Here is a 25,210-nt window from a genome sequence, read left to right as displayed (position 1 = left end):
TAGCCAAGGAGCAAAGACATGAAATTCACTCTTTCCTGGCTGAAAGAGCATCTCGAAACGGATGCGACGCTGGACGAGATTTGCGAACGGTTGACGGCAATCGGGCTCGAGGTCGAGGACGTCGACGACAAGGCGGCCTATAAGCCTTTCGTCATTGCCAAGGTCGTCTCCGCCGAAAAACATCCCGAGGCCGACCGCCTCAAGGTGTTGATGGTGGATGCCGGTGACGGCAAGCCGGTGCAGATCGTCTGCGGCGCGCCGAATGCGCGCGCCGGCCTTGTCGGTGCGCTGGCGCGTCCTGGCGTTTACGTGCCGGGCATCGATGTCACGCTTGCCGTCGGCAAGATACGCGGTGTCGAAAGCCACGGCATGATGTGCTCGGAAAAAGAGCTGAACATTTCCGACGATCACGACGGCATCATCGATCTGCCGGAAGACGCGCCGGTCGGCACTTCTTTCGCGACCTATGCCGGACTTGACGATCCGGTCATCGAGATCAATCTGACGCCAAACCGCCCGGATTGCACCTCGATCTATGGCATCGCCCGCGATCTCGCCGCTTCCGGTCTCGGCAAGCTCAAGACCAAGCCAGCGCCGTCCTTCAAGGTCGAAGGCTCAACCCCGGTCGACGTGAAGCTGGAGCTGGATGACGCGGCGCTCTGCCCCGGCTTTTCGCTGCGCATCGTGCGCGATGTGAAGAACGGCCCGAGCCCGAAGTGGATGCAGCAGCGTCTGATGGCGATCGGCCTGCGTCCCATCAATGCGCTCGTGGACATCACCAACTACATGACCTTCGATCAGGGCCGGCCGATGCACGTCTTCGATGCCGCCAAGGTCAAGGGCGATCTGACGGTCCGCCGTGCGAAGGAGGGTGAGACGATCCTCGCGCTTGATCAGCGCGAATACAAGCTCGGCCCGAACAATGTCGTCATCGCCGACGAAAAGGGCCTCGAGTCCATCGGCGGCGTCATGGGCGGCGAACACTCCGGCTGTGATGAAAACACCGTTGACGTGTTGATCGAGTCCGCTCTCTGGGATCCGATCAACATCGCCAAGACCGGCCGTTCGCTCGGCATCATCACCGATGCCCGTTATCGCTTCGAGCGCGGCGTCGATCCGGAATATATGGTTCCGGGTCTGGAACGCACCACCGAACTGGTTCTGGAACTCTGCGGCGGCGTTGCCGGCGAAGCCAAGGTCGTCGGTTACAAGGGGCATCAGCCCAAGGTCGTTGATTTTCCGCTCTCGGAAGTGAAGCGTCTGACCGGCCTCGAAGTTTCGGCGGAAGAAAGCCTGGCCATTCTCAAGGGTCTCGGTTTCGGCATCGAGGGAACGGGCGAGCGTGTTTCCGTCACCGTGCCGTCCTGGCGCCCGGATGTCGACGGCAAGGCCGATCTGGTGGAAGAGGTCATGCGCATTCATGGCGTCGACAACATCAAGCCGGAACCGCTGGAGAGCTTTGGTGCCGTCAACGGCCGCATCTTGACGACGCTGCAGGTGCGCACCCGCACCGCGCGCCGTGCGCTTGCCAGCCGTGGCATGCTGGAGGCCGTCACGTGGTCTTTCATCCCGGAAGCTCACGCGAAGCTTTTCGGTGGCGGTTCGCCCGCTCTGAAACTGGCCAACCCCATCGCGGCCGATATGTCGGATATGCGTCCTTCGCTTCTGCCGGGCCTTCTGACCGCAGCACAGCGCAATGCCGACAAGGGCCATGGCGATGTGGCAATCTTCGAGGTCTCCGGCACCTATGAGGGTGACACGCCAGACACCCAGCGCCGTGTTGCCGGCGGTGTACGCCGTGGCACGGCCTCGCTCGCAGGCAGCGGCCGCATGTGGTCCAATGCCACAAAGGGCGGCGGCAAGCCGGTGGATGTCTATGACGCCAAGGCCGATGCGCTTTCGGTGCTCGAAGCCTGTGGCCTGCCGATGGCCAATGTGCAGATCGAGGCCGGCGCTCCCGGCTGGTATCACCCTGGCCGCTCCGGCACCATCAAGATGGGTCCGAAGGTCGTGCTCGGCTATTTCGGTGAATTCCACCCGAAGACTCTGTCAGAGCTGGATGTTTCCGGTGTCTATAGCGGTTTCGAGATCTATCTCGACGCCATGCCGGAGCCGAAGAAGAAGGCGACCCGCACAAAGCCGGCCCTTGAGCTTTCGCCCTTCCAGGCGGTCAAGCGCGACTTCGCCTTCGTGGTCGACAAGTCGGTCGAGGCAGGGGCCATCATCAAGGCTGCAACAAGCGCTGATCGCAAGCTGATCACCGGCGTCAATGTCTTTGACGTCTTCGAAGGTGCATCGCTTGGCGAAAGCCGCAAGTCCATCGCCATTGAAGTTCAGATCCAGCCGGTCGACAAGACGCTGACGGACGAGGATTTCGAGGCGCTGACCGCAAAGATCGTCGGTAACGTCGAGAAATCGACGGGCGGCGTGCTGAGAGCGTAAAGCTCTGTTTCCATGAATTGAAAAAGCCGAGGCAGTCGCCTCGGCTTTTTTGTTTTTAGCGGTTCGCCATCTGGGACATACGCTCGGGATATCGTTGGCCGGCAACCTTTGCTGGAGAAAGCAACGCGCCAAGGCTGGCGACTTCTTCTGCCGTCAGCGATATATTCGCTGCCGCCACGTTTGTCTCAAGATTGGCGATTTTCGTCGTACCGGGGATCGGAACGATAAAGTCACCCTGCGCCAGAACCCAGGCCAGCGCCAGTTGCCCGGCGGCAACACCCTTTTCGGCAGCCATATCTTCCAGAAGCTTGATGAGCGCCAGATTGGCATCGAAGTTCTCACTTTGGAAGCGCGGCAGGCCGCGGCGGAAATCGTCGGATGCAAGTCCGTCGAGCGATTTCAGCGCGCCCGTCAGGGCACCACGCCCGAGCGGGCTGAAGGGGACGAAACCGATACCGAGTTCCCGGCAGGTTTCCAGCACGCCGTTTTCCTCCACGTCGCGGGTCCACAACGAATATTCGCTCTGTATGGCAGCGATCGGGTGAGTGGAATGCGCCTTGCGAAGTGTTTCGGCACTCGCTTCCGAAAGGCCTAGATGTTTCACCTTGCCCTGCCGGACCAGTTCCGCCATGGCGCCGACCGTATCTTCGATTGGAACATCCGGATCGACGCGATGCTGATAGAACAAGTCGATGGTGTCGACGCCTAGGCGTTTGAGAGAGGCTTCGGCGACGGCGCGCACATTTTCCGGGCGGCTGTCGGTGCCCACCATCATCTGGCCTGCGGGTTTGCTGGCGTCGATTTTGAAACCGAACTTTGTAGCTATGACCACCTTGTCGCGATAGGGCTTCAAACCCTTGCCGACGAGGATTTCGTTGTTGTAGGGCCCATAGACCTCTGCCGTGTCAAAAAAAGTGACACCGAGTTCGACGGCGCGGTGCAGCGTCGCTATTGCACTATTTTCGTCGCCGGTCGGGCTATAGGCATGGGTCATGCCCATGCAGCCGAGGCCAAGCGCCGAAACGGAAAGGTTGTTTCCGAGAGTTCTTTTTTTCATCTGTTCGTCCTTCCATGAGGAGCCGCCCGTTGTCAGGGGCGTGGTGAGAAGATAGCGCCCTAAGACGGCAAAAATAATCGCTGCAAATCGTTGCGGGTTGTTCTATTATTTAGAACAATGAACCGTGTGCAACTCTCTCAACTCGCTGTCCTCGCTGCCGTTGCCGAAGGCCGCAGCTTTCGTAAAGCTGCCGCCGAACTTGCCATTGCGCCTTCCGCCGTCAGCCATGCAGTATCGTCGCTCGAAGCGAGCCTTGGCCTGCGCCTGCTGCATCGTACCACCCGCAGCGTTTCGCCGACAGAGGAGGGCAGGCGGCTTCTCGAGACGCTTGGGCCGGCCCTTGCTGAAATCGATGCCGTCATCGATACGCTTGCCGAGCATGGCGGAAGGCCGGCCGGACCGTTGCGGATAACCCTGCCAAGACTTGCGGCGGAGGACCTGATCATGCCCCGGCTTGGCGAGTTCCTGCGGCTATATCCAGATATCTCGCTGGAGATTTCGACCGATGACCGCTTCGAGGATATTGTCGCGAAAGGTTTCGATGCCGGCCTGCGGCTCGGCGAGAATCTTGAAGCGGATATGATTGCCGTGAAGGCGAGCGGCCCATGGCGTGGCGCGATTGTCGGCGCGCCCACCTATTTCGAAGAAAATCCCCCGCCCCGTGAGCCGAGGGATTTGATGCGGCATCGCTGTATTCTCCGTCGCTTCTCCAGCGGTCTGCTATACCGCTGGGAGCTGGAAAAGGACGGCAGACCTTTGGTGGTCGATGTGCAGGGGCCGCTCGTCCTGTCGGACCAGAGCCTTATTCGCCGGGCGGCGATTGACGGTGCGGGTCTGGCTTTCGTTTTCGAACAGCGCGTAGAAGACGACATCAAGGAAGGCAGGCTGGTCCGGGTGCTGGAGGACTGGTGCGCGCCCTTTGATGGTTTTTATATCTATTACCCCTCGCGCCGGCAGATGCGCCCGGCGCTAAGGGCTTTCGTGGATTTCTTCCGCTTCAGAGGGTGATCAGAACTTGATGCGATAGCGGATATGGCCGTCGCTTTTGACGTAGCTGTCGTAAAGCTTCTGGGCACGGTGATTGTGCTCGTCCGTGTTCCAGTAAAGCCGGGACCAGCCCTTTTCCTTGCATATGGCAATGAGGTCATCCATCAGCGCCCGGCCTGTTCCCTTGCCGCGGATCGCGCCGTCAACGAACAGGTCTTCCAGATAGCAGTCGGGCGTTTTCACCCAGGTGGAATCATGGAAGTGATGGATGGCGAAACCGGCCATCCTGTCGCCCAGAAGAGCCACGCGCATGGTAACGCGTGATGCCGGATCGAGGATACGCGCCCATGTATGGTCCGTAACTTCCTCGGCAAGGTGTACGTTATAGAAGGCGAGATAGTCGTTCCACAGGCGCAGCCATTCTGCCCGGTCTTCCGGCTCCGCGTCGCGAATTACAAGATCCATGTCACGCGCCCGCCTTGTCGAGCAGCGTCATCATCTCATCCGTCAGCTTGAGATTGACCGCACGTTTGAAGCTTTCGAGTTGCGACAGGCTGGTGGCGCTGGCAATCGGTGCCGTCACGGCCTTCTTCCGCAATAGCCACGCCAGCGCGATATCGGCAAGCTTGGCTCCGGTTTCCACGGCAACCGCATCCATGGCGCCCAGAACGGCAAGGCCGCGGGCGTTGACATATTCACCCACCCGGTAGCTGCGGGCGACGCCTTCGGTATCCGCCTTGGCGCGATATTTCCCGGTGAGGAACCCGGCCGCGAGGCTATAATAATTGATGACACCAATTTCCTGGGCGACGCAAAGATCGGCAAGCGGGCCTTCGAAATCCGCACGGTTGTAGAGATTATATTCCGGCTGCAGCACATCGTAACGGGGCAGATCGTTCTTCGCGGCCGTGTCCAGCGCCTCCTGAAGCTGGCTCGCCGAATAGTTGGAGCAGCCGATGGCGCGTATCTTTCCCTGTTCCTTCAGCTTTGCAAAGGCTGCAAGCGTTTCCTCCAGCGGCACATCCGCGTCCGGCTTATGGGCGAGGTAGAGATCGATATAGTCGGTTTGCAGGCGCTTCAGCGAGGCGTCGACAGCCTCTGCGATCCATTTGGCGCTGAGGCCTGTCTTCTGACCGCGATTGTCGAAACCGACCTTGGTAACGATCACCGCGTCCTCACGCTTGACGCTCGACTGTTTCAGCCATTTTCCGATGATGGCTTCGGACTCGCCGCCCTCATGCCCGTCTACCCAGGCGGAATAGACGTCTGCCGTGTCGATGGCGTTGAACCCGGCGTCGAAAAATGAATCGAGCAGGGCAAAGGAAGTCTTCTCGTCCGCTGTCCAGCCGAACACGTTGCCGCCGAAGACGATCGGGGCGATGGAGAGGCCGGTGCGGCCAAGGCTTCGTTTTTCCACGGGGAATGCTCCTGTTGCTGTCTTTGGCGGCAAGGTTATCAACTGCTTGCCGGCATAACCATTCAATTCCTTTGATGGCATTCATCAGGCAACGGGCAAAAGCGGGTGAGATCAGGCCTGAAAGCCGCGATAATGGCTGGGCGGGAGGTGATTGTGCTGTTGCCACACGCGCCGCAAATGCCGGGCGGAGGCAAAGCCCGCCCGCTCCGCGATTGTCTCCATATCCAGACGGCTGTTTGCAAGGATGTCGCGGGCAAGATTGACCCGCATCAGGTTGACGTAGTCGATGACGCTGATGCCGGTATGCTCGCGAAACAGGCGGGACAGGTGCCTCTCGCTGAGTGCGGCAATATCGGCCAGCCGTTCCAGCGACCAGTCCTGAGCCGGTTCAGTCATCACCCGGTCCTGCACCCGGTGAATGGCGGGGTGAATGTGGTTGCGGCCGGTAAGCCAGGGGGAGATTTGCGGATCACTGCCGCTGCGCCTGAGATAAACGACCATATTTTTGGCAATGCGCGCCGCGACCGCAGGCGATGTCAGTCGGGAAACGACATGCAGCATGAGGTCGGTGCCGGTGGAAATACCGGCGCTGGAGAAGCGGTTGCCATCCTCCACGAAAAGACGGTTCTCGGCTACCTGCGACAGCGGTGCGGTGCGGCGCAGCGCTTCGATGCAATCCGCATGTGTAGTACAGCTCCGCCCGTCGAAAAGTCCTGCTTCGCCCGCCAGCAGTGCGCCGGAGCAAATGGAAATGACTGTGGTGTCCGCGCGCACTGCGCGGCGCAACCATGCCACCAGCGCCTGCCGCTCCCGTCGCATCTCCGGCGCGTTGTCGAATCGGGAGATGCTGCCGGAAATCAGCAGGAAAGCATTGTCCGGCAGGCTCTCGGGCAAGGCCTCCAGCCCGCAAAGCCCAAGGCCGATGGAGGATTGCTGCTGGTCATGTTCCGCGATGTAACGGCAGTCGAAATGGACGTCCCGCTGTTCCGCGTTGGCATAACGGATCACCTCCAGCGGGCCGGCAATATCGAGCAACAGCGCGTGTGGCGGCACAAGCGTATAAAAGGGAATGGTCCGCGTGCCGCCATTGTCCATCAGGCGGCCTTTCGTACCGTTTCGAGAACGTCGCCGACGGTTGCGATGCGCGCAAAGCGACCAGCCAGCACCAGCTCGGTTCGGGTGCGAATATCATCAGGGCTGAACACGGTGCCTGAGGCGTGCGTCATTGGAAAGGTAAGCGTCGCCTCGGTGACGTAATCGACTGTGTAACCGAGGTCCGATGCATGCCGTGTGGTCGTTTCGCAGCACTGTTCGGTGCGGATGCCGGATACGATCAGCCGGTTGATACCCTTTTGCGTCAGCCAGATATCGAGGCCGGTGCCGGCGAAAGCAGAGTGGCGGTTCTTGCGAAAGGTGACGTCAGGGGTAATGCGCACACCTTCCAGCGCGCGAATATAGCCGCTCTCCTCTGCAAAGGCCCGGTCGCCATCTACATGAAAGATTTGCACGACGGGAATGCCCGACGCCTTGGCGCCGTCGATCAGTACCTGCTGTTTTTCCAGATAGGCGGGAAGTTCGCTTTCCTCGAAATAGGGGGTGTGCCGAAAGGATTCCTGAACGTCGATGACAAGGAGTGCTGTGTGAGAAGAGGACATTTCATGATTCTCCATTGGGTTCATGCATAGCATAATTCACCTTTGAAAGGCTGGATAAAAGCATGGAAACCGACAAAGGAAGGACGAATCCGGCCATAGTGGTTGCAATCACGTCTCGTGCGACTTGCCAGTCGTCGCGACAATGGTAAGTTTCCCGGAATTACAAAGTGGGAGAATGAGATGCTGCGCTTCGGAATAATTTCAACGGCGAAAATCGCTCAGGATCACGTCATTCCGGCGATTCAGGATGCGCGGAACTGTGTGGTCAGCGCCATCGCCAGCCGCGATCATGCCAAGGCGCGTGCGGTTGCAGATCGTTTTTCCGTCCCGCATGCCTTCGGCTCCTATGAGGAAATGCTTGCATCCGATGTGATCGATGCCGTCTATATTCCGCTTCCAACCTCGCAACATGTGGAATGGACCATAAAAGCTGCCAATGCCGGCAAACACGTGCTGTGTGAAAAGCCGATCTCACTCAAGGCTGAAGAGATCGACGCCATCATCGCGGCGCGGGACGACAATGGCGTTGTCGTGTCGGAGGCTTTCATGGTCACCTATTCTCCTGTTTGGGCCAAGGTGAAGGAATTGCTGGCATCAGGTGCAATCGGAACGCTGAAGCATGTGCAGGGCGCTTTCAGCTACTTCAACCGCGATCCCGGCAATATGCGCAATATTCCCGAACTGGGCGGCGGGGCCTTGCCGGATATCGGCGTCTACCCGACCATCGTCACCCGTTTTGCCACGGGTGCCGAGCCGAAGCGCGTACAGGCGAGCGTCGAGCGTGATAAAGAACTCGGTACCGATATCTATTCCAGCGTCAGGGCCGATTTCGGCGGCTTCGAACTGAGCTTTTATCTCGCGACGCAGCTTGCCGCCCGCCAGCTGATGGTTTTCCACGGCACGGACGGGTACATCGAGATCAAGTCTCCCTTCAATGCAAATCGCTGGGGTGCGGAGGAAATCGAGTTGACCAACCAGGGCCATAACCAGTCGCAAGTCTTCCGGTTTCAGGATAGTCGCCAGTACAAGCTGGAGGCGGAGGCCTTTGCCCGCGCGGTGAAAGGTGAGGGCGAGGTCGTCACCCTGGAAAGCTCGAGGAAGAACCAGCTTTTCATCGATGCCATCTACCGTGCGGCGGAAAAGGACGGTTGGGAGACGGTTTAATCCTGATCCGCACGCTGCTTTTGAAGCCGCCTATAGCCGTAAAGCGCCAGCACCAGTGCCGCGAGTGCGGAAAAGGCGAGCGGGACCAGCGGCTGCACCAGTGGATTGCGCCATTGCAGCAGGGCGAACAGCCCGACGCCAACCATGCGGGAGATAAGCGTGACGGCGTTCATCAGAAAGCCGTTCAGCTCATTGGGGCCATCGCCATTCGAATGGTTTAGCCTCCAACTCGTCGCAAGCCCTGCCAAAGCGCCCGGAAGACGGGCGGCAAGCGGGTCGATGCCGATATAAAAAATCAGCAGAAAAGAGATGGAAAGGTCTACAGCCAGTCCGTAAACCTCGGTCAGGGCGAAGTGGCGAAGCCGCAAGGCCGTGTGCTTTAAAGCGTCGGCTGGGTGGAACGCGGACGTTGCAGCACGAGAAGGCCGATGACCACACTCACAACGCCGAAATTATAACCGGCAAGCGCCAGGAGCAGCGACATCAGCGGCACGGCGGTTGCAGAAATCGCCATCGCGACACCATAGGCGCCGATAACCATCAGGCAGATGAAAATGATGCTGAATACCGAACGCAACGCAACTGCGGTTACGCCGAGCAATGTGGCGGTAAGAAAAATCATGAATGCCGCCTCCTCTTTGGTTGCCGGGTCTAGGATAAGACGTAGCGTCCTCTTCCCTAACGAACCCTTGTTTTCTCCTCCCTCACCCATTTTCCTAACTCGTTAGTTGAGGATATGGTTTCACCGCCGTTAAAATAGACCCGGCCAGTACCGGCATTTCCGAATCGACGGGTTTTGGTTACAAACGGGCATGAGCGATATTTTCTCCAATGCCGCATTGAGCAATCTTGCCGAGTTCTCGGTTTCCGAACTGTCGGGTTCCATCAAGCGAACGGTGGAGACGGCTTTCGATCAGGTGAGGGTGCGCGGCGAGATTTCCGGCTACCGGGGTCCGCATTCTTCGGGTCACGCCTATTTCTCCCTGAAGGACGATCGCGCCCGCATCGATGCGGTTATCTGGAAGGGTACTTTCTCGCGGCTGAAGTTCCGCCCGGAAGAGGGCATGGAGGTCATCGCCACCGGCAAGGTCACCACCTTTCCCGGCTCCTCGAAATATCAGATCGTCATAGAAAGCCTGGAACCGGCCGGCGCGGGCGCGCTGATGGCTTTGCTGGAGGACCGCCGCCGGCGTCTGGCGGCGGAAGGGCTGTTCGATGCGGAACGCAAACGCCGCCTGCCGTTCATGCCGCGTGTCATCGGTGTTGTCACATCGCCCACGGGCGCAGTCATTCGCGATATTCTCCACCGCATTTCGGATCGTTTTCCGGTCCATGTCGTCGTCTGGCCGGTCAAGGTGCAGGGGGAAGGCTCGGGTGAGGAAGTGGCGAACGCCATTCGCGGTTTCAATGCGCTTCAGCCAGGCGGTGAGATTGCACGCCCCGACGTGCTGATCGTCGCCCGTGGTGGCGGCAGTCTGGAAGATCTCTGGAGCTTCAACGACGAAATCGTCGTGCGCGCCGCTGCAGAGAGCGAAATCCCGCTGATTTCCGCTGTGGGGCATGAGACGGATACGACCCTGATCGATTACGCCGCCGACGTGCGCGCACCGACACCGACGGGTGCCGCCGAAATGGCCGTGCCGGTGCGTGCGGAACTGGAGGCGCAGCTCTCCGGCCTTGCAGCGCGCCTTTCCGGCTCGGTATCACGCCAAATGGACAATCGCCGACAGGGCGTTCGGGCGCTGGTGCGCGCGCTGCCATCGCTTGACCAGCTTCTGGCTCTGCCGCGCCGTCGTTTCGACGAGGCCGCAAGCGGTTTGGGTCGCGGGCTTGAAATGACGACGCTGAACAAGCGCCGCGCGTTCGAACGCTCTGCTTCGGGTCTGAGGCCGGAAATCCTGCTGAATGGCCTGCGGCAGCATCGCCAGCGTGTTACGGAACGCATGCAGAGGGCCGAGGCGCTTGTGGAGCGCCGCCTGTTGCAGGCGCAGTCGAGAATTTCCTCGACCGATTCCGCGCTGCGTTCGCTGCCCGCCCGCTTGCTCGGCCAGTTGGAGCGGCAGAAGGAACGGGTCGTCACCGCAACGCGACGAGCCGATACCGCCGTGCTTCACCGCATGGCGCAGAACCGCTCGGGCCTTGCTGCCCATGACCGCATCCTGCAGTCGCTGTCCTACAAGAATGTGCTGAACCGCGGTTATGCTGTCATCCGCGACGAGGAGAACCGGCCCCTGACCCGGGCTGCTGCCATCGCGGCCGGCGCTGTGGTGTCCATGGAGTTCGCCGACGGTCGCGTCGCCGCCCTGACGACAGGCGAGGCTACTCCATCATCTGACGTTCCCACGCCTGCCGCTCCCAAAAAGAAGCCGGTGAAACCGGCCTCTTCCGACCCGGGAAATCAGGGCAGTCTGTTCTGATCAGATCGACGCCGCATCTGAAAAACGACGGCTGACGGTGAAGGTTTTTTCAATATCGGGATGCAGCTCCATGCCAAGGCCGGCACCCGGCGGCACGGTGATCATGCCGTTTTTAACTTCCGGCAATGCGGTGACGAGATCGCGGTACCAGGTCTTGTAGAAGGCGCGCACGCTTTCCTGAACCAGCGCATTCGGTGCGTTGAGCGACAGATGCGTGGAGGCGCAGAGTACCACCGGGCCGGTGCAATCATGCGGCGCAACGGGCAGATGCCAGGCTTCGGCCATGGAAGCGATCTTGCGCGCTTCGGAAAGTCCACCACACCAGCTGATGTCAAGCATCACCACGCCGGCAGCGCCAGTTTCCAGAAGATCTCGGAAAGCCCAGCGTGAGCCGAGCGTCTCCGATGCGGAAATCGGCGCGGGTGAAACGGCGGCATAACGCGTCAGGCTGGAAAGGCTGTCCATCTTGATCGGATCTTCGTGCCAGAAGGTCTGGTAAGGGGTGAGCGCCTTGGCGATCTGCATGGCGGGCAGAAGCTGCCACATGGAGTGAAACTCCACCATGATATCCATCTTGTCGCCGACTGCCTTGCGAATTTTCTCGAACGGCTCGAGCGCGCTTTTCAGATCAGGCATCGAGATATATTGGCCGCGCGTCTTTTCCGCCGCCGCATCGAAAGGCCAGATCTTCATGGCCGTGATGCCGTCTTCCAGCAGCGAATGGGCAAGCTCGTCCGCCCGGTGCAGGAAGCCGTTGAGGTCGTCATAATCCTTGCCGCCGGACAGGCCGTAATTTGCCGTCTGCTGGCCGGTCGCCTTCTTGATATATTCCGTGCCCGCGCAGGTATTGTAGGTGCGGATTTCCCTGCGGCTGAAGCCGCCAAGCAATTGCGCAATAGGCTGGTTGGTGGCCTTGCCAAAAATATCCCAAAGCGCGATATCGAAGGCCGAATTGCCGCGTACTTCCGCCCCCGATGAACGGAAGCCGAGATAACCGACGAGGTCCTGTGCCAGAAGGTCGATCTGCAGCGGATCGCGGCCGATCACGCGGGGTGCGATATATTCGTGCACATAGGTTTCAACCGTCTCGGCGCCGTAGAAGGTTTCACCAAGTCCGGTAATGCCCTCATCCGTGTGGACCAGAACCCAGAGCAGGTTTGCCCGTTCCGCCACGCGGACGGTTTCGAGTTTCGTAATTTTCATGAAGTGTCTCCTCCAGAGGCAGGCAGTTTTCGGTCTGGAACTGCGTTTGAAAAATCAGGCGATGCCGGCGGCCAGAAGCGCATGCACGCTTTCATCGAAATGCCGCGCCATAAGTGTCGAGGCCGTTTGCGGGTCGCCCGCGGCAATGGCCTGTCCGATGGCGATATGAAGTTCAGTCGCGGCATGACGCTGCGCGTCGGATTTGCGGCTCTTCCAGCCGATCGGCCATGTCTGGCGCGTCACATTCTGAAAGGCGCCGAGAATGAGTTCGAAAACCGGGTTCTTGGAGGCTCTGGCAACGGCAAGGTGAAAGGCAAGGTCGTGTTCCATGACCCTGTCACTATTACCAAAGTCCCGCTCCATATTGTTGGCGTGGTCGAGAATGGTGAGCGCCTCCGCATCCGTTCGCCGCAGCGCCGCCAATGTCACGGTTCTGACTTCGATGGTGCGGCGCACGTCGTAAATCTGCTGGATGTTGATCTGCTCGGTGTGAATGCCATGTTCGAACATCAGCGACATCGCGCCATGATCCAGCGTCGCCACCGTGGCGCGCTTGCCGACGCTGACATCGATCAGCCGCATGGCCGACAAGGACCGGAAAGCCTCGCGAACCACGGTGCGCGAGACACCGAGCTGCTGCGAAAGCGAAAGCTCGCTGGGCAGCTTCGCTCCGGGGGCAAGTTCGTTTTCGCGAATGTGGCGCGTGATTGCGCCAATCGCGCTGCTGACGAGATCGGTTTCCTGCGAAATGGGCTTATACAATCGTTCCTCCAACCTGTAGGACAGGTTAACGGAAAATTGCTTATAGGATTCTTGGCGCCAAAACAAGCGCCATCACCTGCGCGATTGCTGGTTCCTGTCCGCTTTTTAGGGAACTAAGCTTCAAACCCCTGTAGAAACCGCTTCACAAGCTTGTTCAACGCCGTGCGCTCTTCTTCGCTGAGCTGTGCGACCAGCCGTTGCTGGTTCTCGACATGGGCGCTGACCGCGTCCTCGACAATGGCAAATCCCCGCTCCGTCAATGATATCAACACGCTGCGACGATCCTGCGGGTTGTGGATGCGCTCCACCAGACCCGCTTTTTCCAGCTGGTCGATCCGGTTGGTCATCGTGCCGGAGCTTACCATTGTCATGGCCAGCAGATCACCGGGCGAAAGCCGGTAGGGCGCGCCCGCGCGCCGTAATGTCGCCAGCACATCAAAAGCGGAAGAGGAGAGGCCGTGTTTCAGCAGCACCGCCTCCACCTCGCGACCGAGATGCGTGGTTAGCCGTTTCAAGCGCCCAAGCAGCCCCATGGGCTCGACATCGAGATCGGGCCTCTCCTTGCGCCATTGCGCCAGAATGTGATCGACGTGATCATTCGGTTCTTTGTTCATTACCAAGGCATAACAACTGATATCTTGACGTCAAGATAAAATTGGCTAAGTTGTATTTATCTTGATGTAGAGATTCTTGAAATGAAGAAAAACACCACCTATGCCGCCGATGTGCTGGTGACGGCACTTGCCCCCGCCATCTGGGGGACGACCTACTTCGTCACCACCGAATTCCTGCCGCATGGATATCCATTCCATGTTGCGATGCTGCGCGCCTTGCCGGCCGGAGTATTGTTGTTGCTTCTCGTCAGAAAACTACCGGAGGGCATCTGGTGGCCACGCAGCCTCATTCTAGGTGCGCTGAATTTCTCGTTTTTCTGGGCGATGCTTTTCGTTTCGGCTTACCGGCTGCCGGGTGGAGTGGCTGCGACTGTGGGTGCGATCCAACCCCTGATCGTTATCGGCCTTTCGCGGCTGTTTCTCGCCGCGCCGGTCCGGCCGCTGGCCATTGTCGCTGGTCTTCTGGGGATTGTCGGCGTCGCACTTCTGGTTTTGGCGCCGGGTGCTGCCGCGCTGGATGCCGTCGGCGTGGCTGCGGGTCTTGCAGGCGCCGTATCCATGGCCTTTGGAACCGTGCTCACCCGCAAATGGCGACCGCCGGTGTCGAACCTCACCTTTACGGCCTGGCAATTGACGGCTGGAGGCATTCTGCTTCTGCCGGTCGCATATTTCCTGGAACCGGCCCTGCCTGCACCTACCGCGGCCAATATTCTCGGCATGGCCTATCTCGGCATTATTGGTGCCGCCTTGACCTATTTTCTGTGGTTCCGGGGTCTCGCCCGCATCGAGCCCTCGGCTGCAGCCTCGCTCGGTTTCCTAAGCCCCGTCGTTGCGACCCTGCTCGGCTGGCTGGCGCTCGGCCAAAGCCTCACGCCAGCGCAAATCGTCGGCTTCGTTGCAGTGCTTTTCAGCATCTGGCTCAGTCAGCGGAGCCAGCTGCCGAAATAGCTCAGGCCCATTCGCCCTTGCGCATCACCGGAACTGTGGAGCCATCCGGCTTCACGCCATCGATATCCACCTTATCGGAACCGATCATCCAGTCGATGTGGATCAGGCTGGAATTGCCGCCTTGCGCCTTGATCTGATCCTGCGACAACGAAGCACCATCAACGAAGCATTTCGAATAGCATTGGCCGAGCGCAATGTGGCAGGAGGCGTTTTCGTCGAACAGCGTGTTGTAGAACAGGATGCCACTTGCCGAAATCGGCGAGGAATGCGGCACCAGCGCCACTTCACCCAGACGCCGCGCACCCTCGTCGGTATCGAGCACCTTGTTCAGCACGGCTTCGCCCTTCGAAGCCTTGGCTTCCACGATGCGGCCGTCTTCGAACTTCACCTGGATATCGTCGATCAGCGTTCCCTGATGTGAAAGCGGCTTGGTGCTGGACACGTAACCATCCACGCGCAGCGCATGCGGCGTGGTGAACACTTCTTCCGTCGGAATGTTCGGGTTGCAGGTGACGCCGTTCTTGGCGGTGGAGGCGCCCCCATGCCATTCGTGGCCGTCCGCCAAGCCGATTTTCACGTCCGTGCCGGGACCGGTGAAATGCAGCGACGAGAAACGTTCACCGTTCAGCCATGCCGAACGCTTGGCGAGATTGGCGTTATGCTCCGCCCATGCCGCGACCGGATCGGCGAGATCTACCCGCGAAGCGGCGAAGATGGCGTCCGCGAGCTTGCGAACCGCTTCGTCTTCCGTCACACCGGGAAAGACCTGTTTTGCCCAGGACGGGTTTGGATAGGAGATGATGTTCCAGTTGATATCGAAGTTGGAAATCTTCTCAAGCGCCGGCTTATAGGCCGTGGAATTGGCCTTGTTGGCGCGCGCCACCTTGGCGGGATCCTGTTCGGCCAGCAGCATGGGGTTGTCGCCGGCAATTGCAAGCCGCGCCGCGCCATTGGCATAGGCCTTGGCCATGCCGTCATAGAGCCAGCCGGAAGCCCGGTCGAAATTGGCGTCACTGGCGTGGCGGTAGCGGGAAAGCGTGGTTTCTTCGTCGGAATAGAAGGTGGTGACCAGCCCGCCGCCGGCAAGATAGGCGTGTTTGGTCAAAAACCGCACCAGCGGTAATGCCGCCAGCGGAGCGGTGATCACCAGATCCTGATCCTTCTGCAATTGCAGGCCGACCTTGACGGCGACTTCAGCCAGTTTCTCGAGTTTGACGGGATCGATGGGGGAAACAGTCATGATCTGCCTTCGTATATTTCAATCGGAGGCGCCGACCATAGCCCATTCGCTTCGAAAGCCAAATGCTTTCAAAGCTGTGTCCAGCCGTCAATCGGCCACCAAAGGTGCGACAACGGCTTTCAGCGCCGCCTGCGCGTCGCCGGGGGAAAGCCTTACCTGCAAACCGCGCTGGCCACCATTCATGTAGACATGGGAATGGGTCATGGCCCCAGCCTCTATGGCGGTCGGAACCTGTTTCTTCTGTCCAAAAGGGCTGATGCCGCCCACATGATAACCGGTTGCCCGCTCCGCATCGGCGGGCTTCATCATGCTGGCAGATTTCCCCCCGAAGGCAGCGGCGAGCTTCTTCATACTCACTTCCCGGTCGGACGGGACGACGACGCAGACCGGCTTGCCATCCAGCTCGGCCATCAGTGTTTTCAGAACCAGATGTGGCGGTTCGCCGATAGCTTCGGCCGCCTGCAGGCCGATCCGGTCGGCATTCGGGTCATAGTCATAGGTAACTGTGGTGAAGTTCACACCGGCCTTGGTCAGCATCTGCGTAGCGCGGGTTGTCTTGGACATGGTGGCCTGCGCTCACGCAAAGAGGGACTGATAGGTTTCCGGCTTGAAACCGACGGTTATCGCCTCCTTTACCTCCAGCACCGGTCGCTTGATCATGGAGGGCTGCTCCAGCATCAGGCCAATGGCCTTCTCGCGGGTAAGATCGGCTTTCTGGCTATCGTCCAGTTTTTTGAAGGTGGTGCCGGCCCGGTTCAGAACCGTTTCCCAGCCCGCGGCATCGCACCATGTTTCGAGATGGGCCTGGTCGATGCCGGCCGTCTTGTAGTCATGGAAAGAATAGTCGACACCGTTGGCTTCCAGCCAGCTTCTGGCCTTTTTCATCGTGTCGCAGTTCTTGATGCCGTAAATGGTGACCGTCATGTTGCCTGCCTCTTTGTCTTGAACTTCCGGCATAACAAATAATGCGCCGTATTCAACCCGCAGCCTGAAGCACGGAATTCTAGCCATGCAAAAATGCAGTGTCTGACATCCAAACGAGCGCGAGCAAAGCTGCATGGCTTCCCTGCTACATCATGAGTTGTAGCAGGGGCCAAAAATGCCCATTATCTGGGCATCAAAGATGGAGAGAAAAATGCGTCAGGTTGCAAAGACATCGCGTAACTTCTTTGGCGAAACTTTCGCCGTTCTTGGTGCCGCACTTTCGGTTTCGGCCGCTGTCCGCGCGCATCGCAAGCCGGCCCGCGCCGACCTCGAAGCGCTTGGCATCGACGGCAAGGCTTTCGACAAGGTTCAGCTCTAAGGTGATTATCGTTTGCAGCGAGGCGACATCGCCTCGCTCGTGCGTATATGTTGGCGGGCCTTAGCGTTCCGCCTGCTTTCGGTTCGGCCGTTTTCTCGGACCGATCAGTTTATCCGGTAAATGCAGCTGGCTTTCGAGCGGCTCATAACGATCTGCTTTTGCGGAGAGTGCGAAGCGTCCAAGGGACTCATGTCGCGTTTCGCCATTATGGCTGAAAACAAGCTCGAAATTACCCGCAAGCCAGCTATAGGGTTTTCCGGCCGGCATCGGCTCTATCTTCCCGCAGCCATAAATCATCGTGATATGCGGCGTGTAAGATGGTGCCGCGATATAGGGAAGGTTTGCCTGTCGGAGCGCGCGTTGCAGCAGCTTCACCAGAGCGTTGATCTCCGGCAGATCACCACCGTTTCGCAGCACCAGACTATTGCGATTGCCGAAAAGCGCGCTTCCGTCCAGGGTGACCGGAACAGGTCGCGCGTTTACCGCACCCATTGCCGCCTTCAGCCTGCTTGTCAGTCCGTGAGGGATTGTCTCGAAACATCCCAAACACAGCAGGGTTATGTGCAGAAGCTCGGCGGGATATGCCTCGCGGGTTGTCCGACCCTTGGCATGATGCGACGCATCGACAAAAATTCTTTCCGCCAATTGCCGTGGTGGCTTCAGCAGTAGCAGGAGCTTGTTTCGAAAGCGCGGATTGATGCGCCGTATTTTCTGCGGCTCCAGCCCATCAAAACAAAGCTGCCTTAAGGCTCTTTCGTCCGCCAACTCGCACTCCATGACGATGCTCCACAGCCTTATACCAAGGCCGGAAACCTATCATTGCGCGGTGATAAAATAAAGAACAAAATAGGAACAAAGGCGGAATTGCTCCGCCTTCGTTTTATTCCCACTCGATCGTGCCGGGCGGCTTGCTCGTCACGTCATAGACGACACGGTTGATGCCGCGGACTTCGTTGATGATGCGGGTCGCGGCGCGGCCGAGGAAATTCATGTCGTAGGGGTAGAAATCCGCCGTCATGCCATCCACGGACGTCACAGCGCGGAGCGCACAGACGAAGTCATAGGTGCGGTAGTCACCCATGACGCCCACGGTCTGCACCGGCAGCAGCACTGCGAAGGCCTGCCATATGGTGTCGTAAAGACCCGCCTTGCGGATTTCGTCGAGATAGATTGCATCTGCCTTGCGCAGAATATCGAGCTTCTCGCGGGTGACCGCACCGGGGCAACGGATCGCCAGACCCGGGCCGGGGAAGGGATGGCGGCCGATGAAGCTTTCCGGCAGGCCGAGTTCACGGCCAAGCGCACGCACCTCGTCCTTGAAGAGCTCGCGCAGCGGCTCCACCAGCTGCATGTTCATGCGCTCGGGAAGGCCACCGACATTGTGGTGGCTCTTGATGGTGACGGAAGGACCGCCGGAGAAGGAAACGCTCTCGATGACGTCAGGGTAAAGCGTGCCCTGCGCGAGGAAATTCGGAGCACCCTTGCCGTCTGCTGCGATCTTGGCAGCTTCCGCCTCGAAGACCTCGATGAACAAACGGCCGATAGTCTTGCGCTTCACTTCCGGGTCGGAGACGCCAGAAAGCTGGCCCAGGAACATGTCTGCGGCATCCACATGTACCAGCGGAATATTGTAATGGTCGCGGAACATGCCGACGACCTGCTCGCTTTCGCCAAGCCGCATCAGACCATGGTCGACGTAAACGCAGGTCAGCTGGTCACCGATCGCCTCATGGATGAGGATCGCCGCAACCGAGGAATCGACGCCGCCGGAGAGTGCGCAGAGCACGCGCCCGGTGCCGACCTGATCGCGGATCTTGCGGATCATCTCGGCGCGATAGGCTGCCATCGTCCAATCGGATTTGAGACCGACGATCTTGTGCACGAAGTTGGAGAGCAGCTTGCCGCCATCAGGCGTATGCACCACTTCCGGGTGGAACATGGTGGTGTAATAGTGGCGTGTCTCGTCGGCAGCTATGGCGAAGGGTGCGTTCTCGGAGGTTGCGATAACCTCGAAACCTTCCGGCAGTTTCGTCACGCGGTCGCCGTGGCTCATCCAGACGGGATAGCTCTTGCCCTGTTCCCAGAAACCGTCGAACAGAGGGCTTGCCTTTTTGATGTCGATATCGGCGCGCCCGAATTCCGCCGCGTGACCGCCCTCGACAACGCCGCCAAGCTGGGTGCAGAGCGTCTGCTGGCCGTAGCAGATGCCGAGGATCGGAACCTTGCTGTCGAACACCGCCTGCGGCGCACGCGGGCTGCCTTCCGCCGTTACAGATGCGGGGCCGCCGGAGAAGATCACGCCCTTGGGCTGGAGCTTCTCAAACGCCTCTGCGGCATTCTGAAACGGGTGGATTTCGCAATAGACCCCGGCTTCGCGGATGCGGCGCGCAATCAGCTGCGTCACTTGGCTGCCGAAATCGATGATGAGAATGCTGTCGGGATGGGCTATCTGGGTCATGGCGAGCCTTTAAAGAAAATGGCGGCTTTAGGCAACCCGGAAGCGGGCATCTAACAGCGGAAATTTACTAAAATCGCGAGGTTCAAAGGGTGATCGCACCATCTTCGATAGCGCGGCAAAGCCTGTCGACGGCGTCTGCGAGCTTTTCATCGATGATATGCAAGTATTCCGTCCAGTCGTCCACATGGTTCACATCTTCCCTGCCATCGGAAATACCGCGCAGGCCGATGAGCGGCACGCCGAAGCGCTGGCAGGCCCGGAGCACGGCATAGGTTTCCATTTCCACCATATCGGCATCGATCGACCCATAGGTGGCACCAGAGACGACGTTGGCGCCCGTGGAAAGTCGCGCCTCGGCAATATCGGGTATGCGCAGGGGCAAGGCCACCTCGGCCGGCAGATCGAGAAACGGCGTGCGACCCTTTTCAAAACCGAAGGCTGAGGCATCCATGTCGCGATAGGCAACAGAAATCGCCTGATAGATGCCAGTCTGGTCGAGCGTCCGCGAGCCGGCGGAGCCGAGCGAAACGACAAGGTCAGGCAGATGGTCCGCCGCATCGAGACCGGCAAGAATTGCCGTGACCGAAATCGCTGCCTCGACCGGGCCGACGCCGGTCATCAAGGGCGCGATGCGCGCCTGCAGGTGGGGGCCGTATTCGGCGGAAGCCGCCATGACGAAAAGTATGGATTTGTCTGCAACATGCAAAAGCCGGTAGCTCATCCGGTAATATCCTCGCGGCCCTTCACCACCATCATCGTGCCTGTCATGGAGGCGATGAGCTTCGCCGGCCCGTCGGAAAGGGCGTAAGCGCGGCCATCGGCAACGATCAGGTTGTTGCCCGGCTTGATGATTTCGCCACGAAACAGAAACCGCTCGCCGCGCCCGGGCGACATGAGGTTGACCTTGAACTCGATTGTCAGCAGCGAGGCTTCCGGCTCTATGATCGTATAGGCGGCATAGGTGCAGGCGGTATCCAGGCCGGCGGCAATGACACCGGCATGCAATATGCCGTGCTGCTGTGTCAGCTTTTCATGAAACGGCAGCTCGATTTCCACCAGACGGTGTTCGATGCGGCTTATCTGCGCACCGATTGCCTGCACCACACCCTGCCGCGCGAAGCTTCTTTCTATCCGCTGACGAAAATCGCCGGGATCCGTGATCTCCATTGGCTTACCTGCCTGCTTTTGTCCTCACCGCAAACTGACATGGCGTGTGGCGGCGGGCAAGGCAAGTGCCGCAGGAGCAATTAGTTCAGCACGGCGATGCTGGCATTCAGCAGCGTGGCAAAGGCGACCCAAAGGGCGTAGGGCACGAAAAGCCACATGGAGATGCGGTCGCGACTATAGGTGAGCGCAATGAAAGCCAGAATGCAGATCAGCATAGGCACGATGATAACGAGCGCGCCTGTCGGGCTTTGCATGCCGAAAAAGATGGGCGACCACAGGAAATTCAGCACCAGCTGCGTGAACCACAGACGCATGCGCGTGCCCGCCGGTCTCACGATCCATGTTCGCGCGCCTGTAATGCCGATCATCACGTAGAGCGTTGTCCAAACGGGGCCGAATATCCAGTTGGGCGGGTTGAAGGGCGGCTTCTGAAGCGACTGGTACCATTCGCCCGGCACGTTGTTGATGCCGATGAGCGCACCCAGCGCAACAACCACAACCACGAAAATGATATACACGGACAGGTTTTTCATGACGCCTCAAATGCTTTTTGGTCTTTTTTGTTCCGATGCATTTTCAGTATTTTAGCCTGAAATACGCACGATATGCTGGTCCCACGCCACGTCGCTGCGAATAGCCTCGAAAAATCCGTCATAGGAAGAAACCGCAATGCCCTTTATGGCGGGGGCAACGCCCGCAGCCTCCCGCACGGTCGTCTCGGATACAACACGCCCGGTTTTCGCATCCAGCGTCACGGCCGCGTTGCCATTGGGTGAGGTCAGGCCCACCAGGCCATCGCGCCGGTTGACGGCGATGGCACCGACATAATTGGCAAGGCGCACCGTCGTTTGCTCTGGTAGATCGACGAAGGCAAGGTCCTCGCCCTTCGAGAAATGGCCAACAAGCGGCGGAAGATCGTTGCGCGGTCCCTCATATTGGCAGGCGAACCAGACACGCCCGTCATCGCCGAGATCGACATGGCGGGTGGAAAGCTGTCGCAACTGGTCTGGCATCGTATGTTTCTGGATCAATTGGCCGCTGGCGGCGTCCAGAAGCACGAGCGACGGCTGCATGCTGTCGACATTGAGTTTGGTTCGGCCGAAATCCGGGTGGGTCTCGATGCCGCCATTGGCGATCACGATCAGCCTGCCATCGTCGCTCACGGTCATGTCATGGGTGCCAATGCCGTGGCCGTCGTATTCACCGATGCGAGCAAATCCGTTGCGGGCATCGTAAAGCCCGATAACACCGCGATTGCCATCGAAGTCGTTTTCGCTGGCGTAGAGGATCGCACCGTTGGGAGAAAATTGTCCGTGGCCGTAGAAGTGGCGGTTTTCCGGCGTGTGCATCACGACAGGTTCGCGGCGTCGCGCGGGGTCAAAGGCCATGAAGAAGGTGCCGGGCCGGCGCGCAAAGGCCACTGTCATGCCGGTCGCATGGCTCGTTGCCATTCCATGGGCGCGGGCTGGGAGCGCAACACGGTCGATGATCTCGCCGCGTTCGCTCACAGTCGCAATGCCGTAGGAACCGTCATGGGCGCGAAAAGCGGAAGCGAAGACAGCGTCGGCGCGTTCAAGCGCATGCAGCGAGCCGGTAGCGAGCGTCGCAAGGAACGGAATGCCCGCTGCCTTGATAAAGCTGCGCCTGTCTATCAGCGTCGGCTTTTTGCCTGATATCACCGCCTCAGTCTCCGTCGGCGAAGGAAAAGCCGGAGCTGAGACCGATTGCGCCGCCATACTGGTCGTTGAGGCGGTAGATCAGGTCTTTGCCGTTCAGCAGCAGGTAATCCACCTTGGCGCGTTGCTGGTCGTCATCAAGCGCCTGTTCCACGTTGGTATCAATCGTTCCGGCAATGCGAATCATCGATTTGGCGATGAAATCGATGGAGTTTACGATGGAGCGCTGGTCGGATGGCACGAGTTCGACCATATCGGCCGTTTGCAGGAGGGTTTGAACGGCCTTGATGTTTGCGGCAATGCTTTTCCACGTCAGGCCGGACCGCCAGTAGATCGCCGTGCGGGGAAACTTCGCCTTGTCCGGCCCCTTGTAGAACGTCTCTATGCGCTGGTCGCGGATTGCTTCGGCGCCGTGTACGAGAATGCCAAGCAGCGCAACCAGCGCCTCACGCTCATCGCGAAAGACGGGATTATCCGCGCCGGGCTGCGTCCAGTTTTTCTGCGCTCCATCAGGTGCGTTCCAGCTGTCAGAAAGCTCTTCCGCCACATTGGCAACGTTGCCGGCAATCGCCGCGCCATAGCGGCAACGGAAATTGCCCTTCTTGTCGAACAGGTCACCCGCGTCGGTGCCATAGAGCACGAATTCCAGCGCGCCGAGGCCCTGCGCTGCGACACTCTTGCCCTTCAGGCTCTCGGCGCTGGTGACGCTTTCATCCTTTTCCGCAAGGTAACGCTGTACCTGTTTCAGGCCAAGACCCTTCTTGTCTGGGTAATAGAGCACACGTTCGAAGCGGTTGTGCTCGATCACCGGACCGACCCGAACGATCTCGATGGTTGACCAGCTGGAGACCGTATCGGCAAAGGCCGCTTTGGCCGCCTCATCCGTCGTTTTGGAAGGGGCGGCGCAGAAAGCCTTCATGCTGCCTTCCAGCTTCTCTGCCGATTGCCGGAAGTGGTCATAGCCGGGACGGATGAAACCGTTCACCGCTTTTTCCACCACGCCCCGCACCTGTACGGGGTCGAGCGGTGGCGGCGGCATCAGCTCCACATCCTGCGCCATTGCGGGCCGCATACCCAAAAGCAGCAGCACGGAGATGAGACCGGGTATTTTTCGCATGGCATTTTTCATCAAAGGGACTCCAGAAAAGCCAGCAAAGCCTGCCGGTCGGATTTTTGCAAGGCGGCAAAGGCATCGCGCGCTTTTTGCGCTTCGCCGCCGTGCCATAATATCGCTTCTGTCAGGCTGCGCGCCCGCCCGTCATGCAGGTAAAAACCGTTGCCATTCACGCTTTGCGTCAGACCGATACCCCAGAGCGGCTGGGTTCGCCATTCCTGCCCGCTTGCTTCGCCCACCTGCTGGCCGTCGGCAAGCTCCTCTCCCATGTCGTGCAGCAGAAAATCCGAATAGGGCCAGATCAGCTGGAAAGACTGCATGGGGTCGGCAGCGTCACGGCGGGTGACGAATTTCGGTGTATGGCAGGATGTGCAGCCGGATGCGTAAAAAAGCTGCTTTCCCCGCAACACGGTGGGATCACCCACATCGCGGCGCTGCGGCACTGCAAGGTTTTCGGTGTAAAAGGTCACGAGATCGAGAATGGGGTCCGGCGCCTCCACTGGCCCAAGCCGTGGCTGCACGCCGGTCGGCATGGCAAGACAGTCTTTCTGAACGTCGGTGCAATCACCATAGGCGTTTTGTGCATCCGGCGTGGAAATGCCGATATCGTGGGAGAAGGCGCTGGCGCTCTGGTCGCGGACGCTGGCGTTCTGGGCTTTCCAGCCAAATCGGCCGAGCTTCACTTCGCCGGTCCGGTGATCCCGTACAAAAGCAGGGCGCCCGGAAATGCCGTCACCATTTTTGTCATCCGGATCGGCGCCGGCCAGAATATCGGCATCGGCAATAGCCTCGATCAGCCCAAGCCCAAGGGTTGGCATTGCAATCCGCGCCGACAAAGTCGTATCGACGCCCAGGGGGCCATAGTGCAGGCCTGCCACGGCATAGTCTGGCTTGCGCAGCATCACCACCTCGCCGTCGGCCAGCCGCACGGGTTTTTGGATATAGGTGACGACAGGTTTGCCCTCTGCAGCGAGGCCGGGAATGGCAAGGTTCTGAAGCTGCCTGCCATAGGTCTCGTCGGGAAAATTCAACACCTCGTGGCGCGCAATCGCTGCCCGTTCCGCCTCGTTGCGGGCAGGCCGGGCCAGCCGCAGAAACAGGGAGACGGCATCTTCGCCGGCAAGTGGCGGTCGGCCTCTGCCGTCCTTCACATGGCAGGCCTGGCAGGATCGGGCGTTATAGAGCGGCCCCAACCCGTCCGAGGCTTGCGTGGAGGAGGGGGAAGACACCCAGAGCTTCTGGAACAGCGCATTGCCGAGCTTGAAATCCTGTTTTCTCTCAAACGGCATTGTTGCGGATGGATGCGAAAACGCGCCGCTATCGGCTTTATGGGTGCTGGTCGTTGCCCCGCCGGACATGGCCTCGAAGGGCTCCGGCATGGTAAAATCCATCGTCGGCGCGGTGACAGCCTGCACCCGGCTTTGGTCTTTTTCCGTCAGATCGTCACGAAGCGGCGCGGCAAGCACCATCGATGCCACAAGGCAGGCTGCCCCGGCGAAGAAGAACGGCTTGCGGATCCGCGGCAGCGATGAGTTCATGGAAAGCATGGGAATGGCGGGCCGCAGCGATCTGCGGCCCGCATTGGC

At 59.5% G+C, this 25,210-nt stretch carries 27 protein-coding genes; 6 read left to right on the top strand and 21 right to left on the bottom strand.

Annotation, left to right across the window (positions count from 1 at the left end; all coding sequences use genetic code 11):
• Positions 1–18: 18 nt before the first annotated feature.
• On the top strand, positions 19–2,442 hold the full coding sequence (pheT, locus tag F617_RS0103790) for a phenylalanine--tRNA ligase subunit beta (RefSeq protein WP_019564477.1): 2,424 nt from the start codon (positions 19–21) through the stop codon (positions 2,440–2,442).
• Positions 2,443–2,497: 55 nt separating this feature from the next.
• Here pheT and F617_RS0103785 read toward each other — a convergent pair whose 3' ends face one another.
• Positions 2,498–3,499, bottom strand: coding sequence for an aldo/keto reductase (locus F617_RS0103785; RefSeq protein ID WP_003514629.1), 1,002 nt, complete (start codon positions 3,497–3,499; stop codon positions 2,498–2,500).
• A 117-nt stretch (positions 3,500–3,616) separates the two neighbouring features.
• On the opposite strand from F617_RS0103785, the gene F617_RS0103780 reads away from it, so the two are divergent.
• Complete coding sequence (locus F617_RS0103780) at positions 3,617–4,507, top strand: LysR family transcriptional regulator (RefSeq protein WP_019564476.1); 891 nt, start codon at positions 3,617–3,619, stop codon at positions 4,505–4,507.
• Here the strand turns inward: F617_RS0103780 and F617_RS0103775 are convergent, their stop codons facing one another.
• From F617_RS0103775 to F617_RS0103760, 4 genes are all read right to left on the bottom strand, one after another.
• Entirely contained in the window at positions 4,508–4,951 is a 444-nt protein-coding gene (locus F617_RS0103775; protein ID WP_019564475.1) for a GNAT family N-acetyltransferase, read from the bottom strand.
• A gap of 1 nt (position 4,952) precedes the next feature.
• Positions 4,953–5,903 carry an aldo/keto reductase gene (locus F617_RS0103770; protein WP_003514634.1) on the bottom strand — a complete coding sequence of 317 codons (951 nt, stop codon included), beginning with the start codon at positions 5,901–5,903 and terminating at the stop codon, positions 4,953–4,955.
• 111 nt (positions 5,904–6,014) lie between these two features.
• On the bottom strand, positions 6,015–6,998 hold the full coding sequence (locus tag F617_RS0103765) for a GlxA family transcriptional regulator (protein ID WP_019564473.1): 984 nt from the start codon (positions 6,996–6,998) through the stop codon (positions 6,015–6,017).
• Positions 6,998–7,558, bottom strand: a complete 561-nt coding sequence (locus F617_RS0103760) for an isochorismatase family protein (protein WP_003514638.1) — start codon at positions 7,556–7,558, stop codon at positions 6,998–7,000. Before F617_RS0103760 ends, F617_RS0103765 begins: the two co-directional genes overlap by 1 nt.
• 180 nt (positions 7,559–7,738) lie before the next feature.
• Between F617_RS0103760 and F617_RS0103755 the strand changes: the two genes are divergently transcribed.
• Complete coding sequence (locus F617_RS0103755) at positions 7,739–8,722, top strand: Gfo/Idh/MocA family protein (protein ID WP_019564472.1); 984 nt, start codon at positions 7,739–7,741, stop codon at positions 8,720–8,722.
• Here the strand turns inward: F617_RS0103755 and F617_RS0103750 are convergent.
• Both F617_RS0103750 and F617_RS0103745 read right to left on the bottom strand, forming a co-directional pair.
• Positions 8,719–9,090, bottom strand: a complete 372-nt coding sequence (locus F617_RS0103750; RefSeq protein ID WP_019564471.1) for a hypothetical protein — start codon at positions 9,088–9,090, stop codon at positions 8,719–8,721. The two genes, F617_RS0103755 and F617_RS0103750, sit on opposite strands and share 4 nt — an antisense overlap.
• Positions 9,091–9,101: 11 nt before the next feature.
• Positions 9,102–9,344 carry a hypothetical protein gene (locus F617_RS0103745; RefSeq protein ID WP_003514644.1) on the bottom strand — a complete coding sequence of 81 codons (243 nt, stop codon included), beginning with the start codon at positions 9,342–9,344 and terminating at the stop codon, positions 9,102–9,104.
• 190 nt (positions 9,345–9,534) lie between these two features.
• Here F617_RS0103745 and xseA point away from each other — a divergent pair, with 190 nt between their 5' ends.
• Positions 9,535–11,139 carry an exodeoxyribonuclease VII large subunit gene (gene xseA / locus F617_RS0103740; protein ID WP_019564470.1) on the top strand — a complete coding sequence of 535 codons (1,605 nt, stop codon included), beginning with the start codon at positions 9,535–9,537 and terminating at the stop codon, positions 11,137–11,139.
• Here the strand turns inward: xseA and F617_RS0103735 are convergent, their stop codons facing one another.
• The 3 genes from F617_RS0103735 to F617_RS0103725 form a co-directional block, all read right to left on the bottom strand.
• Entirely contained in the window at positions 11,140–12,342 is a 1,203-nt protein-coding gene (locus F617_RS0103735) for a mandelate racemase/muconate lactonizing enzyme family protein (RefSeq protein WP_003514648.1), read from the bottom strand.
• Between the two features lie 54 nt (positions 12,343–12,396).
• Complete coding sequence (locus tag F617_RS0103730) at positions 12,397–13,104, bottom strand: FadR/GntR family transcriptional regulator (protein WP_019564469.1); 708 nt, start codon at positions 13,102–13,104, stop codon at positions 12,397–12,399.
• Positions 13,105–13,217: 113 nt separating this feature from the next.
• A complete protein-coding gene (locus tag F617_RS0103725) occupies positions 13,218–13,718 on the bottom strand; it encodes a MarR family winged helix-turn-helix transcriptional regulator (RefSeq protein WP_019564468.1) in 501 nt (166 codons plus the stop codon).
• Between the two features lie 81 nt (positions 13,719–13,799).
• Between F617_RS0103725 and F617_RS0103720 the strand changes: the two genes are divergently transcribed.
• Positions 13,800–14,666: an EamA family transporter gene (locus F617_RS0103720; RefSeq protein WP_019564467.1), complete on the top strand. Its 867-nt coding sequence runs from the start codon at positions 13,800–13,802 to the stop codon at positions 14,664–14,666.
• A gap of 1 nt (position 14,667) precedes the next feature.
• Here F617_RS0103720 and F617_RS0103715 read toward each other — a convergent pair whose 3' ends face one another.
• From F617_RS0103715 to F617_RS0103705, 3 genes are all read right to left on the bottom strand, one after another.
• Positions 14,668–15,906 carry an aminopeptidase gene (locus F617_RS0103715; RefSeq protein ID WP_019564466.1) on the bottom strand — a complete coding sequence of 413 codons (1,239 nt, stop codon included), beginning with the start codon at positions 15,904–15,906 and terminating at the stop codon, positions 14,668–14,670.
• Positions 15,907–15,993: 87 nt separating this feature from the next.
• Positions 15,994–16,470, bottom strand: a complete 477-nt coding sequence (gene ybaK / locus F617_RS0103710; RefSeq protein ID WP_019564465.1) for a Cys-tRNA(Pro) deacylase — start codon at positions 16,468–16,470, stop codon at positions 15,994–15,996.
• A 12-nt stretch (positions 16,471–16,482) separates the two neighbouring features.
• Complete coding sequence (locus F617_RS0103705; RefSeq protein ID WP_026330659.1) at positions 16,483–16,830, bottom strand: ArsC family reductase; 348 nt, start codon at positions 16,828–16,830, stop codon at positions 16,483–16,485.
• 211 nt (positions 16,831–17,041) lie between these two features.
• On the opposite strand from F617_RS0103705, the gene F617_RS28625 reads away from it, so the two are divergent.
• Positions 17,042–17,209, top strand: a complete 168-nt coding sequence (locus F617_RS28625; protein ID WP_003503889.1) for a hypothetical protein — start codon at positions 17,042–17,044, stop codon at positions 17,207–17,209.
• A 60-nt stretch (positions 17,210–17,269) separates the two neighbouring features.
• Here the strand turns inward: F617_RS28625 and F617_RS0103695 are convergent, their stop codons facing one another.
• From F617_RS0103695 to F617_RS0103660, 8 genes are all read right to left on the bottom strand, one after another.
• Positions 17,270–17,986 carry a 2'-5' RNA ligase family protein gene (locus F617_RS0103695; RefSeq protein WP_019564463.1) on the bottom strand — a complete coding sequence of 239 codons (717 nt, stop codon included), beginning with the start codon at positions 17,984–17,986 and terminating at the stop codon, positions 17,270–17,272.
• 103 nt (positions 17,987–18,089) lie between these two features.
• Positions 18,090–19,667, bottom strand: a complete 1,578-nt coding sequence (gene guaA / locus F617_RS0103690) for a glutamine-hydrolyzing GMP synthase (protein ID WP_003514664.1) — start codon at positions 19,665–19,667, stop codon at positions 18,090–18,092.
• Between the two features lie 82 nt (positions 19,668–19,749).
• On the bottom strand, positions 19,750–20,388 hold the full coding sequence (locus tag F617_RS0103685) for a 5'-methylthioadenosine/S-adenosylhomocysteine nucleosidase (protein WP_019564462.1): 639 nt from the start codon (positions 20,386–20,388) through the stop codon (positions 19,750–19,752).
• The gene (locus F617_RS0103680) at positions 20,385–20,834 is read right to left on the bottom strand and encodes a PaaI family thioesterase (protein ID WP_003514669.1); all 450 of its coding nucleotides are present in this window, start codon (positions 20,832–20,834) and stop codon (positions 20,385–20,387) included. The genes F617_RS0103685 and F617_RS0103680 overlap by 4 nt, the downstream gene beginning before the upstream one ends.
• A gap of 80 nt (positions 20,835–20,914) precedes the next feature.
• Positions 20,915–21,367 carry a TspO/MBR family protein gene (locus F617_RS0103675; RefSeq protein WP_013635337.1) on the bottom strand — a complete coding sequence of 151 codons (453 nt, stop codon included), beginning with the start codon at positions 21,365–21,367 and terminating at the stop codon, positions 20,915–20,917.
• A 51-nt stretch (positions 21,368–21,418) separates the two neighbouring features.
• A complete protein-coding gene (locus tag F617_RS0103670) occupies positions 21,419–22,513 on the bottom strand; it encodes a DUF1513 domain-containing protein (RefSeq protein ID WP_026330658.1) in 1,095 nt (364 codons plus the stop codon).
• 4 nt (positions 22,514–22,517) lie between these two features.
• A complete protein-coding gene (locus tag F617_RS0103665) occupies positions 22,518–23,639 on the bottom strand; it encodes an imelysin family protein (protein ID WP_026330657.1) in 1,122 nt (373 codons plus the stop codon).
• Complete coding sequence (locus tag F617_RS0103660; RefSeq protein ID WP_019564459.1) at positions 23,639–25,171, bottom strand: di-heme oxidoredictase family protein; 1,533 nt, start codon at positions 25,169–25,171, stop codon at positions 23,639–23,641. Before F617_RS0103660 ends, F617_RS0103665 begins: the two co-directional genes overlap by 1 nt.
• Positions 25,172–25,210 lie beyond the last annotated feature (39 nt).

Source organism: Agrobacterium sp. 10MFCol1.1 (assembly GCF_000381165.1).
Lineage (GTDB): Bacteria > Pseudomonadota > Alphaproteobacteria > Rhizobiales > Rhizobiaceae > Agrobacterium > Agrobacterium tumefaciens.
The sequence above is the reverse complement of the archived record's forward strand: the minus strand, read 5'-3'. Positions and strand labels throughout refer to the sequence as shown.

Coding starts and splice junctions, on each gene's coding strand:
- F617_RS0103715 (WP_019564466.1), bottom strand. CDS start 15,906: ATGACTGTTTCCCCCATCGATCCCGTCAAACTCGAGAAACTGGCTGAA.
- F617_RS0103665 (WP_026330657.1), bottom strand. CDS start 23,639: ATGAAAAATGCCATGCGAAAAATACCCGGTCTCATCTCCGTGCTGCTG.
- F617_RS0103735 (WP_003514648.1), bottom strand. CDS start 12,342: ATGAAAATTACGAAACTCGAAACCGTCCGCGTGGCGGAACGGGCAAAC.
- F617_RS0103760 (WP_003514638.1), bottom strand. CDS start 7,558: ATGTCCTCTTCTCACACAGCACTCCTTGTCATCGACGTTCAGGAATCC.
- F617_RS0103705 (WP_026330659.1), bottom strand. CDS start 16,830: ATGACGGTCACCATTTACGGCATCAAGAACTGCGACACGATGAAAAAG.
- F617_RS0103785 (WP_003514629.1), bottom strand. CDS start 3,499: ATGAAAAAAAGAACTCTCGGAAACAACCTTTCCGTTTCGGCGCTTGGC.
- F617_RS0103725 (WP_019564468.1), bottom strand. CDS start 13,718: ATGAACAAAGAACCGAATGATCACGTCGATCACATTCTGGCGCAATGG.
- pheT (WP_019564477.1), top strand. CDS start 19: ATGAAATTCACTCTTTCCTGGCTGAAAGAGCATCTCGAAACGGATGCG.
- F617_RS0103675 (WP_013635337.1), bottom strand. CDS start 21,367: ATGAAAAACCTGTCCGTGTATATCATTTTCGTGGTTGTGGTTGTTGCG.
- F617_RS28625 (WP_003503889.1), top strand. CDS start 17,042: ATGCGTCAGGTTGCAAAGACATCGCGTAACTTCTTTGGCGAAACTTTC.
- F617_RS0103685 (WP_019564462.1), bottom strand. CDS start 20,388: ATGAGCTACCGGCTTTTGCATGTTGCAGACAAATCCATACTTTTCGTC.
- F617_RS0103765 (WP_019564473.1), bottom strand. CDS start 6,998: ATGGACAATGGCGGCACGCGGACCATTCCCTTTTATACGCTTGTGCCG.
- guaA (WP_003514664.1), bottom strand. CDS start 19,667: ATGACCCAGATAGCCCATCCCGACAGCATTCTCATCATCGATTTCGGC.
- ybaK (WP_019564465.1), bottom strand. CDS start 16,470: ATGTCCAAGACAACCCGCGCTACGCAGATGCTGACCAAGGCCGGTGTG.
- F617_RS0103755 (WP_019564472.1), top strand. CDS start 7,739: ATGCTGCGCTTCGGAATAATTTCAACGGCGAAAATCGCTCAGGATCAC.
- F617_RS0103720 (WP_019564467.1), top strand. CDS start 13,800: ATGAAGAAAAACACCACCTATGCCGCCGATGTGCTGGTGACGGCACTT.
- xseA (WP_019564470.1), top strand. CDS start 9,535: ATGAGCGATATTTTCTCCAATGCCGCATTGAGCAATCTTGCCGAGTTC.
- F617_RS0103745 (WP_003514644.1), bottom strand. CDS start 9,344: ATGATTTTTCTTACCGCCACATTGCTCGGCGTAACCGCAGTTGCGTTG.
- F617_RS0103780 (WP_019564476.1), top strand. CDS start 3,617: ATGAACCGTGTGCAACTCTCTCAACTCGCTGTCCTCGCTGCCGTTGCC.
- F617_RS0103695 (WP_019564463.1), bottom strand. CDS start 17,986: ATGGAGTGCGAGTTGGCGGACGAAAGAGCCTTAAGGCAGCTTTGTTTT.
- F617_RS0103775 (WP_019564475.1), bottom strand. CDS start 4,951: ATGGATCTTGTAATTCGCGACGCGGAGCCGGAAGACCGGGCAGAATGG.
- F617_RS0103680 (WP_003514669.1), bottom strand. CDS start 20,834: ATGGAGATCACGGATCCCGGCGATTTTCGTCAGCGGATAGAAAGAAGC.
- F617_RS0103660 (WP_019564459.1), bottom strand. CDS start 25,171: ATGCTTTCCATGAACTCATCGCTGCCGCGGATCCGCAAGCCGTTCTTC.